The sequence below is a fragment of the Leptolyngbya sp. ST-U4 genome (assembly GCF_039962215.1).
GTDB lineage: Bacteria > Cyanobacteriota > Cyanobacteriia > Elainellales > Elainellaceae > Leptolyngbya_A.
Genome location: NZ_JAMPKZ010000001.1, coordinates 1,237,358 through 1,255,333, shown reverse-complemented (window position 1 = coordinate 1,255,333; position 17,976 = coordinate 1,237,358). Strand labels below are relative to the sequence as shown.

11 protein-coding genes are annotated in these 17,976 nt (G+C 46.1%); 9 read left to right on the top strand and 2 right to left on the bottom strand.

Features of this window, described 5'->3' with window-relative positions:
• Positions 1-270: 270 nt before the first annotated feature.
• Both NDA02_RS05490 and NDA02_RS05485 read right to left on the bottom strand, forming a co-directional pair.
• A complete protein-coding gene (locus NDA02_RS05490) occupies positions 271-873 on the bottom strand; it encodes a Uma2 family endonuclease (RefSeq protein ID WP_190794782.1) in 603 nt (200 codons plus the stop codon).
• Between the two features lie 213 nt (positions 874-1,086).
• Entirely contained in the window at positions 1,087-1,500 is a 414-nt protein-coding gene (locus NDA02_RS05485) for a hypothetical protein (protein WP_190794780.1), read from the bottom strand.
• Between the two features lie 405 nt (positions 1,501-1,905).
• Between NDA02_RS05485 and NDA02_RS05480 the strand changes: the two genes are divergently transcribed.
• The 9 genes from NDA02_RS05480 (at position 1,906) to NDA02_RS05440 (ending at position 17,974) form a co-directional block, all read left to right on the top strand.
• Positions 1,906-2,196: a hypothetical protein gene (locus NDA02_RS05480; protein ID WP_242067615.1), complete on the top strand. Its 291-nt coding sequence runs from the start codon at positions 1,906-1,908 to the stop codon at positions 2,194-2,196.
• 34 nt (positions 2,197-2,230) lie between these two features.
• Complete coding sequence (locus NDA02_RS05475; RefSeq protein WP_190794779.1) at positions 2,231-2,428, top strand: hypothetical protein; 198 nt, start codon at positions 2,231-2,233, stop codon at positions 2,426-2,428.
• A 366-nt stretch (positions 2,429-2,794) separates the two neighbouring features.
• Complete coding sequence (locus tag NDA02_RS05470; RefSeq protein ID WP_348254546.1) at positions 2,795-3,619, top strand: hypothetical protein; 825 nt, start codon at positions 2,795-2,797, stop codon at positions 3,617-3,619.
• 13 nt (positions 3,620-3,632) lie between these two features.
• Positions 3,633-5,084, top strand: a complete 1,452-nt coding sequence (locus tag NDA02_RS05465) for a site-specific integrase (RefSeq protein WP_348254544.1) — start codon at positions 3,633-3,635, stop codon at positions 5,082-5,084.
• Positions 5,085-5,129: 45 nt separating this feature from the next.
• Positions 5,130-8,096: a DUF3987 domain-containing protein gene (locus tag NDA02_RS05460; protein ID WP_348254543.1), complete on the top strand. Its 2,967-nt coding sequence runs from the start codon at positions 5,130-5,132 to the stop codon at positions 8,094-8,096.
• Positions 8,097-8,555: 459 nt separating this feature from the next.
• Positions 8,556-10,250 carry a hypothetical protein gene (locus tag NDA02_RS05455; RefSeq protein WP_348254541.1) on the top strand — a complete coding sequence of 565 codons (1,695 nt, stop codon included), beginning with the start codon at positions 8,556-8,558 and terminating at the stop codon, positions 10,248-10,250.
• A 16-nt stretch (positions 10,251-10,266) separates the two neighbouring features.
• Entirely contained in the window at positions 10,267-11,604 is a 1,338-nt protein-coding gene (locus NDA02_RS05450) for a hypothetical protein (RefSeq protein ID WP_348254540.1), read from the top strand.
• 178 nt (positions 11,605-11,782) lie between these two features.
• A complete protein-coding gene (locus NDA02_RS05445) occupies positions 11,783-17,383 on the top strand; it encodes a DEAD/DEAH box helicase (RefSeq protein WP_348254538.1) in 5,601 nt (1,866 codons plus the stop codon).
• Positions 17,384-17,467: 84 nt separating this feature from the next.
• Positions 17,468-17,974, top strand: a complete 507-nt coding sequence (locus NDA02_RS05440) for a dual specificity protein phosphatase (protein ID WP_348254537.1) — start codon at positions 17,468-17,470, stop codon at positions 17,972-17,974.
• Positions 17,975-17,976: the final 2 nt, after the last annotated feature.

Genomic DNA, 17,976 nt, shown 5'->3' with positions numbered 1-17,976 from the left:
AAGCCCTGGCAATATGCCTTGTTTATTGATAGATCAGTTGGTCCCCCTTCCAAGCATCCAACCAAGTCTCTAGCTGCTTCCAAGGCAGATTTTGGAGAGTGAGCCATCTTAAGGGTTTCCGAACTACTGATTCTACTTCGCAAAAATTCAACAAAATTAAGTACTTCTTGCTGTTTATCTTATTGTGGAGTATCTAGCTTCTCCACAATAAGTTGTGCGATCGTCGTAGTTTTAAAGGGTAGAGAGTCGAAGTATCAACAGAGGCAAGGATTAGGGCATGATGTCATTCAATCTCAGATTTAGCTCAGGGAAAAGAGGGGAAGCGATCGCCTCTCCCATTCGATACTTCTGTTGAGCATATTCCCCACTTGCCAATTGGCAAATAGTAAACGTAGGTTGTTTTGGCTTTCCGATAAAGGCAATTCCCCCCAAACCCCGAAAATCGACAATCCAATACTCTGGAATGCCCAACATTGCATAGTCTTCCACCTTGCGGGCATAGTCATCCTGCCAGTTGGTACTCACGACCTCCGCCACTAACCGAATCGCTTTACCACTGGTTAAAACCGGCTGTTTCTCCCAAAGCGGTTCTTGAGCCAACTCAGCCTCATCCAGCACAATGACATCAGGACGGAGGGCTGTCGCTTCAGTCCCAGGAGGGCGAATCAAGCAGTTTTTGGGAATTGTCCATCTCAAGTTCAAACGCAAGATCTCAGCGAATAACCTCCCTGCCAGTTTTCCTGAAGTGGATTCGTGAGGTCCAGTTGGTTCCATATCGCGCAGTTCACCATCGATTAGTTCATAGCGTGGGTCATCCCCGTACTGGCTTAGAAAATCCTCAAAGGAAAGGATCTTAGAGGGTGTGTAGGTCATCTTCATCTCCTTTTGGCTTGGCTCCCAGATGCAGATTAATCTTGTCTTGAGGTTTCTTGATCCGTCTTCTCAACCCACCCGTAGTGATATCCTCATCGGTACACACTTGAACCTGACTGCCTGGCACAATTGGACATAATTGGCTCAAACCCGGTGGCAGCGTACGGCGCACCCAAAAAACTGGAGAGATTTGTCAGTCAATCAGCTATATTCCTATCGCAAAATACCCAGCTTCACGGCGATGATGGCAACGAGCGCCACTCCCAGCGATACGCCGAAGGCATTGCGGGTCGTTGAGGAAATCTGGGCATCTTCCCTAGCCTCAGCGTCTTGGGCGCGATCGAAGCGGCGGGATTGGGTCGCGAAATAGACGCCCTGCACCACCAGCAGCAGGGCCAGAGGCAGGAGTGCCCAACGGCTGGCCAACGCTAACCCCAACCCACTGCATAGGGTAAAGCTGCCCACAATCCAGAGAAATCGAGTCACCAGTCGATCTTCTGGTTTCTGCGTGATTTTTTCCAGCGCTGTATCAAAGAAATTGGACTGCCGTGCCTGTTGCAGGGTGAGGAGTCCACCCAGAATCCAAAAAACACCAAACAGTCGCAACAACCACTCCAGGAGAACCATTGCATCAACGTAGGTAGTCTCACCCCATTGTAAAGGAGGGGGTGCGGGACCCAAGCTCCGGCACCTTCTCAGTGAGATGAAAACTGCTGTACACGCAATGCCCTAGCTGCCCGTGACACATCTAGGTGAATCCATAAAGGCTCATAAGGTTATGAGTAGCTATTCTCAAGAACCTGGTTGAGACATCACTATCTCGATCGATGTCCAAATCTACCTAGAAAGAAACAAAAATGCTTGACGCAGTCCTTTTTATATGTTCTCTTAGATAAAGAAGGAAGGGCTGCAAAAATCTGCGCAAGCTTTTCCCAAAGAATTATCAAGAATATCGGTTAACCGTCAAAGGAGACCGCCAACGCGAAAACAATCGCATTGGCGGTCTCTTGCTTTCTGCAAGGATTCTCAGGAATGACACGCACAGTTTCAGCTTCTAGTACGAATCAGTTTCGGTTTACAGACAAATGGGAGATGTCTAGCTTGACGGGGCTGTCTCCAGAGACGCTCAAAAAGTATCGCCTGAGTGGATTCCTTGTCGAAAACATCCACTGGATACGTCTGAATCAGAGAACGATCAGGTATTGTGTCCCGCTGGTTCTCGATCGAATTCAGAATCAACATTTTCCGCAGGAACACAATAAAGCGATCGAGTATTGTCACTCCTTGCTGCCATCTCATCAGGAAAAGACTAAGCGCAAGTAAACCTAATTCAAGCAATCCATGGAGACTTTTCACAATGGCTAAAAAAGGTATGAAAAGCACCAGAGGTAGACCAGAGATGTACTCGGAGGTAAAAAAACCTGCCTGCCTTGCGCTAACTCCTACAGCGATTACTCAACTCGAAGAATTAGCAAAGACTATGAATCTTTCTAAATCGGAATTGGTTGAGCGAATTGCTCGTGGCTTAATCAGTATCGAGCTAGATAACAAGTAATAACGGTATATCTTCCATGCCCTGTTTAACCAGTAAAGCCAGGTTTTGTTTCCAGCTTTATTCTGGCTCAAAATATTTCTTGTTTAGTTCAATAAGAGCTAATATAGCTTGCCTAAAAAGCTTAGCTCTTATTTAGGAAATTGCGTAATAAGGCTTTATTTCAATCTTTATTACACTGACCGTTTTCCAATAACTAGTAGAACCCTTGCGTGAAGCCAATTTCGCTCATTTTTATTACAGAAATACCCGAGTAAAATTACTACAAACCTGCCCTGGGAACTGCTTAATTCTGTTGTAATAAAAACTTCTATTTTTCTTTTCAAAAACTCAAAATTGTGGTAAATATTCAGAGAGAAGGTGCTAAGAATGGGAATTCTAAATCTTAGAAAGGTAGTCACTTTAGCTGATTTTTATAGGCTTTACAAAGCCTGGATAGAATACCAGTTTGAAGAGGAGAAGGCGAAGTCTATCATCGCTAAAACACAAACTGGTCTTTTTCGTTATACATTGCCTTATTATGGGTTTCCCCTCAAGTTGAATGGCAATTTGTCATTCTCTGAAATGAATGAGGGATTGAAATTCATGGAGGAGATTTCTATTAATCAGGCTGTTTACCTTTCAGAGGCGCAGGAACAGGTCTTTGATAAATTTGGCGATCGTGTCTCTTCTGCCAGTCGAAGAGTTTATCGTTCTGCATTGAAACAAATGCTGGATTGGGGGCGATCGCAGGACTGGTGGAAACAGTCTGTTGAAACTTCTTCCAATAGCAGAACCCCTACAATGCTCATCTTCAAAAAACGAGTTGAGCACTGGCATAAGTTGAAGCCTCAAGAAATTTCGTCGGACTTGAGCCAGCAGCTAGGCAGTTTTTCTACCTACTTAGTAACCCAACGACAACCCTATCTCAACGACAGTTCGTGTATTCGGTACCGCAGGGAAGTCTTGGGTGTCCTTGGCTGGATGCATCGAGTTAAAGGGGTTGCGTTAACTGACCTCAGCCTTACCAACATTGTGCCAGTTGCATCTATCCACAATTGGGATGCAGCGAAGGAGGTCGTTGCGTTAGCTGAAGAATACCTCGAATGGATGCGTACCAATTTAGGGGGAAAGGAATCAACTTTGAGATTTGCTCTGCAAGCTTTCTTTTATGTCGCTGAATACATCCACTATGACTACACAAAGAACATCTAAAGAAGATAGATCAATGAACCTGGCGATCGACGCTTTGGTGCAGTTGCGAAACCAATTGAAGTTGGTTCAATATCCTAGGACAACAACTCGCACTCGTCAGGAAGCTTATGCTCTCGGCACAGAAGACATGAGTTCTGCTTTACGTGAAGCGCTTGATAACCTGCTCGATGCAATGGTTAATCGTCATTCTGATATCAATTGCTTCAGAAATAAGGTCAGCCTTGAGACAGCGATGCCACGTATGGCAATGCTTTATCGATTGCTGGGAGCAGTGAAGAAGCTGAAAAAGCTTTCCGCCGAGGAGTTAAACCTAGACCATCTAGTTAGCTTCGCTCCCTGTAAAACAGCTTTGCGTCGAGCTAGAACCTATGATGAAGCCCGGCTAATTGAGCAGGCAGCTCTTGAAGCGGCAGAACAAACTCAGGAAAACCTGACAACGATTTTGAAGTGGTTGCGAAAAGAACGGCAGATTCATCCTTCAACCGAGAAAGGTGTGGTTGAGGTGCTCTTGGTTGTCGCTAAATTTCAGTACTTTCAGGAGACCGATTCCTTAAAAGCAAAAAATTATGGCGATATTCCCGTTATTTTGATGCTGCGTCAGGAACTCAAAGAAGCAAAGGAGCGGGCTAAGAATGTACCTCCTGCTGCTGATGAGTCTCTTAAGTGGCTGGATTGGCCCGAGTTTCTCAAGTGTGTTCATCATTTAGAGGAGGAATGCCGCCTTACCTATAGTTATGGCTTGGAGCGATCAGCCACAGCAGTTGCTCGTAGTGTTCAGCGTTATTTAGTGTTCGCTTTGTTAGGGTATATGCCGCCCGATCGACAGCGAACCTTGCGCGACCTAGAAGTTGGCAAAACGCTTGTCAAAGGTCTTCTTGATCAGAATGAAATCTTTGAGGCTAGGGAGGATGGGAAGTGGTATTTTCACCTGATGAAGACTGACTACAAGACGGGGAAGACCTACGGTGAACAGTGGTTGATGGTACCTGACATCCTATATCCCCATCTTGAGGCTTGGTTGGATCAATGGCGAGATCAATTCTCTCCCAGTCACAACTTCGTCTTCACTCAGGAGAATGGCAAGCCGTATAAGAAAGCATCTGATCTTTCTAACATCATTAGACGCACCACCCACCGCCTAACTGGCAAACTCACAACCTCTCACTTGATCCGGCACATGCTCATCACTTACTTGAAGCGCCATGGTGCTTCCGATGAGGTAATGAAAAGTTTGGCAAATGCTATGCATCACAGCACGAAGATGCAGACCGAAATCTATGATCGCCGCCCTCAGTTTGAGAAGGTTGCCCCCGCTCAAGAATTGGTCTTGAAGTTGGCAATGGGCGAGCCTGTAGCCAACCTCATGGGCGGTCGATCGCTCACCGTTGAAGAAATCGCTCAACAGATTCGACAGTTATCACCTGGGGAGCGCCAACGGCTTCTTGCAATGCTCAAGCAACCTTAATTTGAATTCTGATAATCCGTCGAAAAACGGCGGAGGAGATGCATGATGAATGAAACGAACACAAAAACGATCGCCGTTGCAAGCAGCGATCGCTCTGAAAAAACATTTTCTGGTAACTATCCTAGCAGCAATCCCAAACCTACGCCTCAGCAACTCTTGGAAGCGGTGAAGACGCTGCCTGAAGCATGGGCACTGGTTGCTGTAGGAGCCAACAAAGCACCTTTGGGAAAAGGTTGGACAAAGTTGCCTTTGACTCAAGCGGACTTTGAGAAGGCAGTTCAAACGGGAGAATTTGAATCGCTTTTGGTTCAACCCAAAGAGAGGGAAGCCTTTCACCCGCCAGTTGCTTGGTGGTCGGCAGTTGGAGTCCTTTGCGGCACCCCGTCAGGAGGTCTCCTGTTTGTTGATCACGATGGCGCAAGCTGTGACCCTCTCATTGAAGAGCTTTCAGGTCAGTCTGTCACTGAGGCACTGCCGAAAACGGTAGCCGTAACGTCTGGTCGAGAAGGACGTTATCAGATGATCTACAAGGTTCCTGAGCAGTTCTGGGGCGTGCTCTCTAATAGGAAAATCTTCACTGGCACCAAGGGCGAAGATGGCAAGCCCGAACAACTGGAGTTTCGATGGGATGGAAGCCAGTCTGTTATGGCGGGATACCATCCGACTACTGGCTCCTATCGTTGGTTGTCAGGGCAGTCCCCTCAAGAATGTGAGGTGGCGGAGGCTCCGAAGTGGATGATTGAGAAAATGTTAGAGGCTATTCCTCTACACAAGCCTGCTCCAGCGGAATTCAGCAATCGATCAGATTCCCATACCTGGACTGATCAGGGTCGGGCACGTTCCTATCTGGACGCGATTCCTCCTGCTGAGGACTATGACACTTGGCTTCACGTTGGTATGGCACTGCATTCAGTTGGTGACGATTTATTGGCTGATTGGGATGCCTGGAGTAGGGGGGCTAGCAACTACGAACCAGGCGTCTGCGAAACAAAGTGGAAGTCTTTTAAGCCTGCCAAAGGCATTGGCTTGGGGACATTGGGTGATTTGGCAAAACAGCACGGTTGGCGATCGCCGTTTGAAGGGAGCCGGGGTGATCGCCCTACGACAACTATGAGCGAGGAAAAAAGTGTACTCCACACAGCACAGCTATCTGCCGTTGAGTCGAATGAAGATGTTGAGGAACTGGCTCAAGAAGTTCAAAGCTTTGTCAACCTGGCGGAGCAACGTGCTCCAATTGAAGGGCTGCTCTCTCCCTATCTCACAACTCCACTAGCGCACCGGGCAAAACAGTTCAACGTCCCTTTGGAAGCATTTGTAGGGCTTTTGTTACCAGTTGCTGCTTCTCTGCTGCAAGTTGGTACCCAGCTAGAGATTAATGCAGATTTAGAATATCGTTGCCCCCCAATCCTCTGGACAGGACTTGTAGGTGAGTCTGGAGCCAACAAATCGCCAATCTTCCATACCCTTCTCAGCCCCCTAGAAGACTTGCAGGCTGAAGCCGATGAGATTTATAAGCTTGAATCTAAGCAGTATGAGGAAGAATTGGAAGACTGGCAAAGTTGCCCCAAGGAGAAACGCGAAAATAAACCGGCTCCTCCTGTTCAACGAGAGTATTTTCTGCAAGATGCAACCATGGAGGCGATCGCGGCTTGCTTAGGCACCCAACCAGATCGGGGAATCGTCATTCCGATCGACGAGTTTGCAGGCTTTTTCAACGGCTTCAATCAGTACCGCTCGGGCGGACGAGGCAACGATCGACAAAAGTTCTTGTCGGCTTATGACGGTAGAGCGATCAAAGTCAACCGCAAGGCAGGAAGCCGGGTTTCCTTAACCCGAACCTCAATCAGTCTGACAGGAACAATTCAACCTTGTGTGTTGCAGAAGCTCATGGGCGATCTCAACGAGGTTGATGGATTCTGGGCGAGATTTCTTTGGATTGCGCTACCGCTCACGAAGATGCCCGCGCCAGGGGGAGGAGTCCACTCCAATCTCTTCGGATTGTTGAAAAGCCTCTATCAGGGATTGGAGTCGCTACCAGCTACGACCTATCGTTTTGACCGACGTGGGCAAAACATTTGGGCAAACTGGCACAACTACTGTGAGGATAAAAATGTCAATGAGCCAAATCCGGCTCTGCGAGCGATTTATCCAAAAAGCAAGGAAAGGGCGGCTCGAATTGCGCTCGTTGTTCACTGCCTTAATGCTGTAATCGCAGGTCGCATCCCGGAGCCAGTTATTCCAAATGATCTACTACAATCTGCGATCGCCTTTACAAAGTGGTCGATTGGGCAAACTCGGCTCATTTATGCTGCGGCTGGTGTTGTTTCGTATGAAGAAACCTCTAGAATCGTTCGCTTCATTGCGCGGTTCAGAGGTCGGGGTTGGCTTACAGCAAGGGATGTGACCCACTGGTGGTCTGGTAAGCCGAAACCCAAAGCTGAGGCAGCAAGAAGATTCATGAAGCAAGTGGTTGATCTAGGCCACGCGATCGACAATGATGCAGCAGGTAAAGCCTATGCAATTCGGATTAAGAAAAATGACGGTAACGGTGGTAACAATTGTTCTCAAAGCCTTGCTGTATCTGGTCTGAAATCTGGTAACAACCGGGTTAACAGCACAGTAACAATGAATAACAATACTGCTGGAACTTCTAAGAAGCAGTCGTTTGAGTTTGGTTCTGATGTTACTACAGAGTGCATTTCACGCAAAGGTAATAGTAGCAAGGATTCCAATGAAACTTTAGTCGAGTTGTTACCCGATGTTACTAACGTTGTTACCACCCTGGAGGCCGCATCTATTATTGCGTCTACGAGGATTTGTTACCTAGTTACTGACGCCAAACTTCAAGTTGGCGATCGCGTTGTTTTAGCAGGTGAGGGCAGTAATCGTCCGCCTACTGAACTAAAGGCTATCTGGACCGTAAATACAATCCAGGAGCAAAAGGTTGCTGTGGAGTGTGAAATATTAGGTCGTCGCGTTTTTCCACTAGCATGGTTGGCACGGTATGAGTGAGCAGCAAAAGACGGTTAAATAGTCTCAATCCCTCCAACTAGTTGGGTCTGTATCTCAACTTTAGAAAGTTTTGCACTTGCACCAAAACCTCATAGACTCGTGATAGTTAGCCATATCTTTATCGATAGGACTTAGAGGAGATAATTTTGGTATTACAAAATTTGTCTGTATACCTTCGACATCATTATTCATGTCAGTAGATGCTGATTCCTATTGATTTGCGGCTCTTGCGGTCTTGCTACAAGTTCAGATAAAGATTGTCGCTGTACCCAACAATTGTGAAGATTAGAAAAAATTCTGCGTACACATGCTGATCAAGGTCATCTTAGAGAAGGATTAACTAAGGAATGTTCTGATTTGCTAGTTATCGTATAAACGATCACATGAGCCACGTTAAAATTTTGAGGGAATGTAAATCTAGCCTTAAATCTCAAATCCCTATTCATAGGGAAATTAGTGATGGCTGACTATATGAGTTGGAATGCAGCGATCGCATCGTATTTTTTGAGCGGGGTGCCTCGTGGTAGTCGAGTTTACTTGGGCGTGGATGATGAGGCTCTAAATTACATCGGTCGATTCTACTCCCTAGCCCTAGAAGGAGATTCTTGGAGTCAAGATTTTCGCAAAGCAGTTCGACAGCGAGTTGTCAGAGGCACAACTCTTGATCTGAGTAGCCTATGGGGATTTGATTCTGCTGGCTTACCGAAATGTGTTGCTTTTTTGGGAGCAATGGTTTTAGCTGCTTACAGCATGGCTGAAGGAGAATCCGTTGATCAAAATAATTACTTCCGCCGTTTTCGGGAAATTTTGAAGTTACCAACTTCAGAAGAAGGTCGTCCACTAGGATTAGATATAGGTATTGAAGAAGAGTTTTGGCTCCAGTGGAAGCGATGGCTGAACAATCAAGGCTTTCTGTCGTCTGCTTCTAGAGGAGAGGGGTCAACAACCTACATTCAATATCCGATATCTCAATCCCTGCTGAGAGTCGCTGATAAGGAGCGATTGAGAAATCTTTTTCAGGATAAAAGTTGGAAGGCTAAGTGGGATTCAGAGGCTTTGTTTTCAAGAGTACGGCATGAAGCCCCTAGATTGACCAGACACTTGAAGAGGCTTCTAGAGGGAAACCGGCAACGCCATTCTGCTCTTGCAGAAGCAATACATTATGTTTATGAAAATTTCCAAGAGCAGGGGGTAGAGGAATACAAAGGACAAATTTCCCCAAGCACTTCTGCACGCAATATTTTTGCAGGTCTCTACCGTGTTGAAGATCCTTTTCTTGGCAATGTTGAGTATTATCTTTATCCTAAGCAAATCCGTGGTTTGAATCTGGAACACCTTCAGGTTCAGTATCAGAACCAAGTCCAGACTCTTCATAGCGATCGCCCAGGTTGGTACACCCCTTCTCTACCTACTGATGTTCAAGAGATAGAGGCTGGTATCAGATATACGATCGTTGCTTCTCACGAAGTTAAAAATTTGATTCTTCCCCAACGGGAATTTTGGCTGCTTGTGCCTGATCCAGAAGACGTGGATACATCAGTCTTTGCATCCTGGGGGCCGCCATCTCTTGGAGATAAATTTATTCTTCTTTGTAAGAGATCTCTTCTAAAAGACCTGCAACTGCTTCGGGACGAAAAATTATTGGAATGGTATGGAGAACCGTGCCCTGTCGAAGGCAATCCAAACTGGATAGAGCTTCATCAGTGTATGGTTGTTTCTGCTTCCTGGTCAGGTGTTTTCATTCAAAATCGTGAACTTTATGAAGCGTTGAGTCCTACCACGTCTCTTTCAATCAATATTTCTAGTGGGTTACGGGTGCCTGGTCTAGGAGGATGGCTTGTGGGACAGGGTCCGAAGGTAACTATTTCTAGTTTTCATCCAAAAGCAAATATAAAAATCACACGGCTCTCCACAGATTGTCAGGTATTAGATCAGTCAGTCGAAGCTAACAAGAAGTTGTCGATTAATTGGAGTAAAGCAGGAGAATATCTGATTGAAGCCAGCAGTGGAGGAGATTTGTCGGAAAGATTAATCAGAATTATTGATTGGGAAGAATTGCCTATTCAAGTGCCCGTTTTAAGAGAGAAAACTGTAATCGGCTCTTGGCAAGTTTGTGGAAGTTTGATCGAACCTGTTAATCAACCAGTTAGTTAAGCTGAGGGTCACAGCAATGGTAGTGCAACGGTGGTATAAAGGCTTCTCCTACCTCGGTAATCCGAAAGAACTGGTCACCGTTGTTTCTCAACAAGTTCAAAGCCACAATCTTAGTGGATTTGTTCCAGTTTTACGGATTGAGAAAGGAGCAAAACCTCGAAAGCAATTCTATTTCTTCATCGCTATTGAAAGTTCTGTAGTCGGGCAAGTACCTCCAGAAGTACAATCACAGCTATTACACCTTAAGTTCTTTCGCGCTCCAATCAAGGGTACTACAGGCTTTACTTATGAGAAGATCAAACCGATGGTGGGTGTTGCTCATGATGTTTATGCTTATACCACTCAACTTCCTTACAACCCTACGCCAGTTGTTAGGGAATCTAACCCATTTGATTTGCTAGGAACACAGCCTTCTGAAATAACTGAAAATTCCCAAATAGACTCCTTGAAGTACGAGCAATTGTTGTATTGGCTGTCAGCCCTTGGTAGTGGTACGTGGGATGCTTTCAGAAAAGCGTGTGAGGCTTTAAGGTTACAAGAACCTAGAAGAATTCTCCGTCGCCTCAAGTTGCTAGGACATCTGGAATCTTCAGCTAATGGTTCTCGGTGGTCCACAACTCCTACTACTATTGCTGTAATTGGAACAGAGCAGGAATCTTCAGAGTTCGTAATATGCGGTCAACGCAATGCAAAGTTGATAGAAGAATTGAAGAATTATGGCGATTTAAGTTCAATTGACCAACCTGGCAATATTGCCCCACCTTGTATCCGACTTAGACTGCCTAGCTCTAATGGTCTCTACAATGCTATTAAACAGTTAAGCGATCGCTATCAAATTGTAGATGCTGGGAGAGCAACAGCCCGCCTCTCAGATATTTTGCCTGATATGGCTATATGGAAACAGGGATTGGCTAGCCTATCAGGAGTCTTACCACATAGCTACGAAGTTAAACGTTTCGACGGTACTAACTTTGTGGATTGCATATTTCAAGGAGAAACAGGACTGTATCAGCTTTGGGGTGAAGAGTCCGATCCTCATCCGCGCTACACCTTGTTTTACGACAAAGGAAGCGATCGCTGGCTCCAAGGCGATTGGTACGGTTTGCGATTTCTTGCCCTTCACGATTTGGGTATGCCTTTGATAGCTCGGTATCACTCTACAACTTCTCAACTCGCCATCCCATTTACCCAGCGATGGGTTGAATTGTATGAACGTCCCTTGGTGTTGGCATCTGGAAGATTGCCAACCTATAACAACGGCTGGTTAATCTACGAATCGATCAATCCACAGCTTGCTCGCCAACTAACAGATAAATTACACATTAGTTTTGAAGAGGAATCTGCCTGTGCATGATTTATTAGGAGCTTACGAACGTCTCGAACGGCTCTACCGTCTTTACATCAAGAGTGCATTTCCTCTACGTTCTAGTGTTTTAAGTGCGGAGCGCGATCGCGTTTTAGAGCGTCGTGGTGTTCTAAGCCAGCCACCTTTAGTGGAAACAGTGCCCATCTATCCCACGTCAGGGTTAAATTTGTCTGCGGCTGCACAACAACTGCCATCTGAGTTTAGAGATTTAGCCCCACTTGGTCGCAAGCTATTTCCATCGAATATTGAACTGTATCGTCACCAGTGGCAAAGCTTAAATGAAGCTATTCGGAACCATCGCGACATCGTAGTGACAACTGGAACAGGTTCTGGCAAGACAGAGTGCTTTTTATTACCGTTATTTGCTCAATTAGCAAGGGAATCAGCTACCTGGAGTCCGATTGGTACTTCTACTACCAATCGGCACTGGTGGGCTGATAGAGGCGAGCGAGTATCTCAATGGGCACATTCAAACCGTCCTCATGCCCTAAGAGCAGTTGTTCTGTATCCTCTTAATGCCCTTGTAGAAGATCAACTGCGTAGATTACGAACAGCATTGGACGACAATGAAGTTCATCAATGGTTAGACCATCAACGCGGTGGCAACCGAATTACTTTCGGGCGCTACACAGGGCTAACTCCCGTATCAGGTAGGGAGACACCTCAAAGCAGCGATCGCCTACGCCGCATCCTTCGAGAAATGGAGGAACAACGGCAAGATGTAATGAATGCCTTGCAAAATGATCCCAATAGCAATCCTGACTTGCAATACTACTTCCCGCGATTAGATGGAGGTGAAATGTGGTCACGCTGGGATATGCAAGAAACTCCACCTGACATTCTAATCACTAACTACTCAATGCTAAACATCATGATGATGCGGAGCATTGAAAACAATATTTTTGAGCAAACTAGAGAATGGTTAGCAGAACCAGGGCACCCAGAACGAGAATTCTTTTTAATCATTGACGAGCTTCATGCTTATAGAGGAACTCCAGGTACAGAGGTTGCTTATGTCCTACGCTTATTGCTTTACCGCCTTGGGTTAACTCCTGATTCACCAAAGCTGCGGATTCTGACAACGACAGCCAGTTTAGAAAATAATGCTGATGGACGTACTTTTTTACGTGAGTTTTTTGGACGCGATCAATTTGAGTTCATTGGCAGTCAACAAACAGAGCCAACACCAGGTTCAAGAACATTTTTAATTCCATACCGAACTGCATTTGAAGAATTTGCTGAAAACATTAGTCAGCAGACCAACCGATTTTCTGTTCCCCCTGATCCAGCCAGTGCTGAGGTCGCAATGAACCAACTGGCAAGTCGTTTAGGACAAACTAACACTCCAGGAGTTTTAGCTTATCGGAGACTAGGAGAAGCACTGACTGCCGTTCAAGTTCCAGATGCTATAAGAGATGCTTGTAAAACAGTCGCAACAGATAATACTGTTCGCCCAGCCCAGATACAAAGGTTGGATCAACAGCTATTTCCTGGTGCCAATTCTCTTAAGGACGCGATCGCGTCCAATGCAATGCGCGGTTTGCTCCTAGCAATGGGAATGTCTCAACAACCTGCTACGGGGCGTTCTCCTCAACCCGTTCGAGGACATCTCTTCTTTCATAACCTACAAAACCTCTGGGCTTGTAGCAATCCGGAGTGTACTGATGTTTTGGTTAATCAGGAAGCACGATCACAAGCAGACCCGAGGATCCGACCAACGATTGGAGCAATTCATGATACTCATCGGATTTCGTGTTCCTGTGGCTCACGAGTCTTAGATTTAGTTGTCTGTGAAGTTTGTGGCGATGTATTTTTGGGTGGTTATAAACGCCCTTTCAGTACAGCAAGTGGAGGTAAATTTCTCGTTCTTACCGCAGACCAACCGGATTTAGAAGGTATTCCTGATCGTATAAGCCTGGGACAAAAATATGGAGAATACGCCATCTTCTGGACGCAGCCCCATGATCCTGGAATTGAACCGCAAGATCCTGAATGGCAAATCAATGATGTTAAGCGAAAATGGAGCAAAGCTTTTTTAGAACCTACTACAGGTCTTTTGGAGATCGGGACTAGACCTTCACGAGGTACAATTCCCGGTTGGGTCTATACAATACCTGAACCTCGATCTACACGCAGATCTAGATTACAATCTGTTGACATTAACAAAGAACCTGCATTCCCTACTAAATGTCCCAGGTGTGATTCTGATTATCGCAATCGCAAAACCTTTAAAACACCTTTACGGAGCCATCGAACGGGGTTTCAAAAGGCTTGTCAGGTTTTAGCGAGTGCTACGTTGCGGGAAATGGGTTCTGCGGTGGGCGGTGCATCTCCCTCGCGTAAGCTTGTAATCTTTTCCGATAGCCGCCAAGATGCAGCGAAACTAGCGGCGGGTATGGAGCGTGACCATTATCGAGATATGTCTCGTCTTGCCTTGATTCAATCGTTCCGGCAGTACTGGCGTGATTTAGTCTCTTGGCTCAGAGTTTCATTCTTCTCTAATCCCCTCAATCTATCCACACTGCAAGCTCTGAATCCCGATCTATATACGGAATTGATACCATTGGGTTCACCTAGCCCAGAGGATATGTTAGGTCAACAGAGGTTTAGCGCTGCCAATATGCGCTTAATTCCTGAAGCTTTAATGTGGATTATGGGAATGCAACCTAATGACCAAAATGCTCGTAGAGAGTGGATTGAGTTATTACAGCTTTATCCTGGACGCATTCCTTTAGCAAGCTTGAGGAGAACAATTCGGGATAAATTACTGGAAGTTGGTATTTGTCCGGGTGGTTCAACGTTTAGAGCAAAGCGTTACAGATCGGGCGATAGAACGTGGTTGCCCTGGTTTACTTGTTATGACTGGGTTAATCCTGTACCTGTTAACAACGTTAACGCTAGTCCAGAGCAGCTAGGACATATCACCCGATTGGAGAATCTTTTGATGGAGGAGTTGATGTATGCGCTCTTCCCTCACATTGCTAGGACGTTGGAAGGGTTAGGACAAGGATGGATTAGCTACCGTCCGCAAAACACCCCTTCTCCAGCATTGATCAGTACTGTCGATGCAGTAATTCGGCAACTAGGAGTCCGCAATCTCCATAATTATTCCTCCTGGGTGCAGCTTGGGCAAGAAAACACTTTGCGTCGCTACTGCCGAGACTTTATTGCCAGAGTTGGCAATGCTGAAGTAGATGTACAGCAACAGTTATTGCAATCGGGAGCAGGCATATCTTCTACAAACGGATTAGTTTTAGCGCCCGATCGCTTAACTTTAGTCCCTCCTACTCTAAACGGTGATGGTTTACCCAATGGCTATCGCTGCCCGCAGTGCAACGCATTCTTTTTGCACAACGTCAGGAATTGTCCTGAGTGTAGCCAACCTACTCCTGTGCAACCAAGTCCAACCCCAACGGATTTCGACTACTACACAGCCCTGACTGACCGGGCTGATGCTGTTTGCTTCAGGATGAATTGTGAGGAATTGACTGGACAAACCGACAGTGATGAACGACCCAAACGTCAGCGATGGTTTCAGGAGGTTTTTGTCGCTAACGAACTTTCAATGAGGAAGGTTTACGGGATTGACCTGTTGAGTGTCACGACCACAATGGAAGCGGGAGTTGATATTGGGTCGTTAAATGCTGTGATGATGGCAAATATGCCACCTCGACGGTTTAACTACCAACAGCGAGTGGGTCGAGCGGGCAGACGTGCTAGTGGAGTGTCTTTGGCAATTACCTTCTGCCGAGGAAGAAGCCATGATGATTTCTACTATCAACGCCCAGAGAGCATTACAGGTGATGCTCCACCTTCGCCTTATGTAGATATGGAGAGCGAGCCTATTTTCAAACGGGTTTTAATCAAAGAGGTGTTACGTCAAGCTTTTGCAGAGACCGCCCTACTAACCGATGTTAATCCGGGCGATAACGTACACGGTGAGTTTGGGACGATCACCCAATGGTTAGGAGATGAGGAGCAGGGTATTCCAGCATTTGCACCTGATATTCAGGATTGGCTTCAGGATTCGCAGAACGAAACAACTATCCTCGAAATTCTGCAAGCCCTAAGCCTAGAAACACCGTGGCAAGGCGAAACAGGTGAAGATTTCCGTCATGAAATGCTGAACTATCTGCGTTATGAGTTGGCGGATGAGATTACTGCGATCGCTCAAGATGACTCTTATACCCAAGATGCGTTGAGTGAGCGTCTTGCCAACGCAGGACTACTGCCTATGTTTGGTTTCCCAACCAGGGTGCGATCGCTCTATACTCGTTGGCTCAATCGAACAGTACCAGGGCGATCGCCAGAGGGCGTGATTGATCGCGATCTCGATATAGCCTTGAGCCAATTTGCTCCCGGTTCACAAACAGTCAAAGATAAGGCGGTTCATACAGCGATCGGGGTAGTTCAGCTTAAACCTGTTGGAAACATCTTCCGAGTTGAGCCAGGGCTGTATCCTGCGTTGCCATCTGGAAACCCAAATCCCGTTGGGTTATGCGAACACTGTCAGGCAGTTGTCCCGTTACCCCAATTATCTGATCCCTTACCAGGAGGGCGCGAACCTCAACAGCAAACCTGTCCAGTCTGTAACTTTAATGTTCCATCTCTCCGCCCCCTTGATGTTCGAGAGCCAAAAGGATTTTTTACAGACTTGGAGCCTGAAGATTTTGATGGGCAATTTGAATGGCAACCCCGTTCAACCCGTCCTACCCTGAGCATTGGTGCAGAAGTCGAAGATGCAGCACAGGTCGGTAATTGCTCTGTAGCAAGCTTAAGCGATCGTATCCTCTCTGTTAACGACAATGACGGCAGAGGTGGCTTTGATTTCTATCGAGATACTAGAGTGTACGGCTCTCCAAAACCTGGAGCATATGCTGTTGCTCCTGATCCTGATGATTCAGGGGACTCGGTAACGGTATCTGGAAACTCTTATCGTGTTGCACTCATCTCACGGCGCAAGACTGATATCTTGCTGGTTAATGTCGATCAGTGGTCACCCGGAGTGTTTGCAGACCCAACAACTGTTGAGGGGCGGGCAGCCTGGTACTCATTCGCTTTCTGGTTAAGGATTGCTGCCGGCTATCGATTAGATGTAGATGCCCTTGAGCTACAAGCAGGATTCCGCTCATTGCCCGGAGCAAATGGTCAGCCTATTGGACAAGCTTTTCTATGTGACCAGCTTGAGAATGGAGCCGGATATTGCCGACTACTGGCACAACCAGGGGAGTTCGCTGAGTTGTTGCAATTGTCAGAACCAGGTAATCCAGATAGCATTGCCCAACGATGGATGGCATCTATTATTGATCCTGATGGGGCACAGCCTCACGGCAGTAAGTGCGATACCTCATGCAACTTATGCCTAAGAGACTTCGGCAACTTGCCCTATCACGGTTTATTGGATTGGAGGCTGGCACTAGACATGGCACGGATTGCCACATCACCCAATGCTTCTGTTGACTTAGTTTCGGACTGGAATGGAGCAACAAATCCTTGGAGGAATTTGCTGGAGGGTAATAATGCTCCTGTCCCAGCTATTCTCAAAAACTTAGGATATGGCAATCCAGTGCAGTTTGCGAACTTACGAGGCTATGTGAAGCAAGGGCAAAATGTACGGAAAATCCTGATCGAAAGGCATCCCCTCTGGCAGGACGCTCATCCGCTATGGCAAGCAGCAGTAGATATTGCCCAAGCACAGCATCCTGGTTACGATATTAGACCAATGAATCCATTCAGAGTTCTACGAAGACCTGCTGACTATGCATAAGGTAGATTTTCCTAGACCTGTAAGTATAATCTTTTCTAAAACAGTTTGGAAGCTTTAGTAGAACCAGCAGAAAAGACTTAACTGATGCCTTTATCTAAATTTCTTCCTTGGGGGTTATATGTTGGTGGAAGACATGCTGCTGAGAATTTTGAGAATCTGGCGAGGAAGAAAGTTAGTTATATCGTCAGCGCTGGAACTAAAGAAATTGCATTTCCTTTACACTTTGAAGTCTTACGAATAAGGATCAAAGATCGAATTGGTGAGAAGTTACTCGACCAACTTAATGAAGTAGTAAGTTTTATAGATACTGCTAGAAATTCTAACGAGCAAGTATTAATTCACTGCGATGTAGGTCAATCAAGATCCTGTGGTCTTGCTGTTGCCTATGCAATAGTTAGAGAAGGCATACCCTTATGGATTTCTGTACAAGAACTGAGATTAATGCGCCGAGCGGTAGGAAGAGATGTCAAAATTAATAGTTCATTTATGAATGAGCTAATGCATTTGGAGGAAAAAATATTAGGTAAAACTTCACTGCCTGATAGGGAGATCAGAAAATTTCTAAGACGGATTGAGACAGTACTAAGATGAGA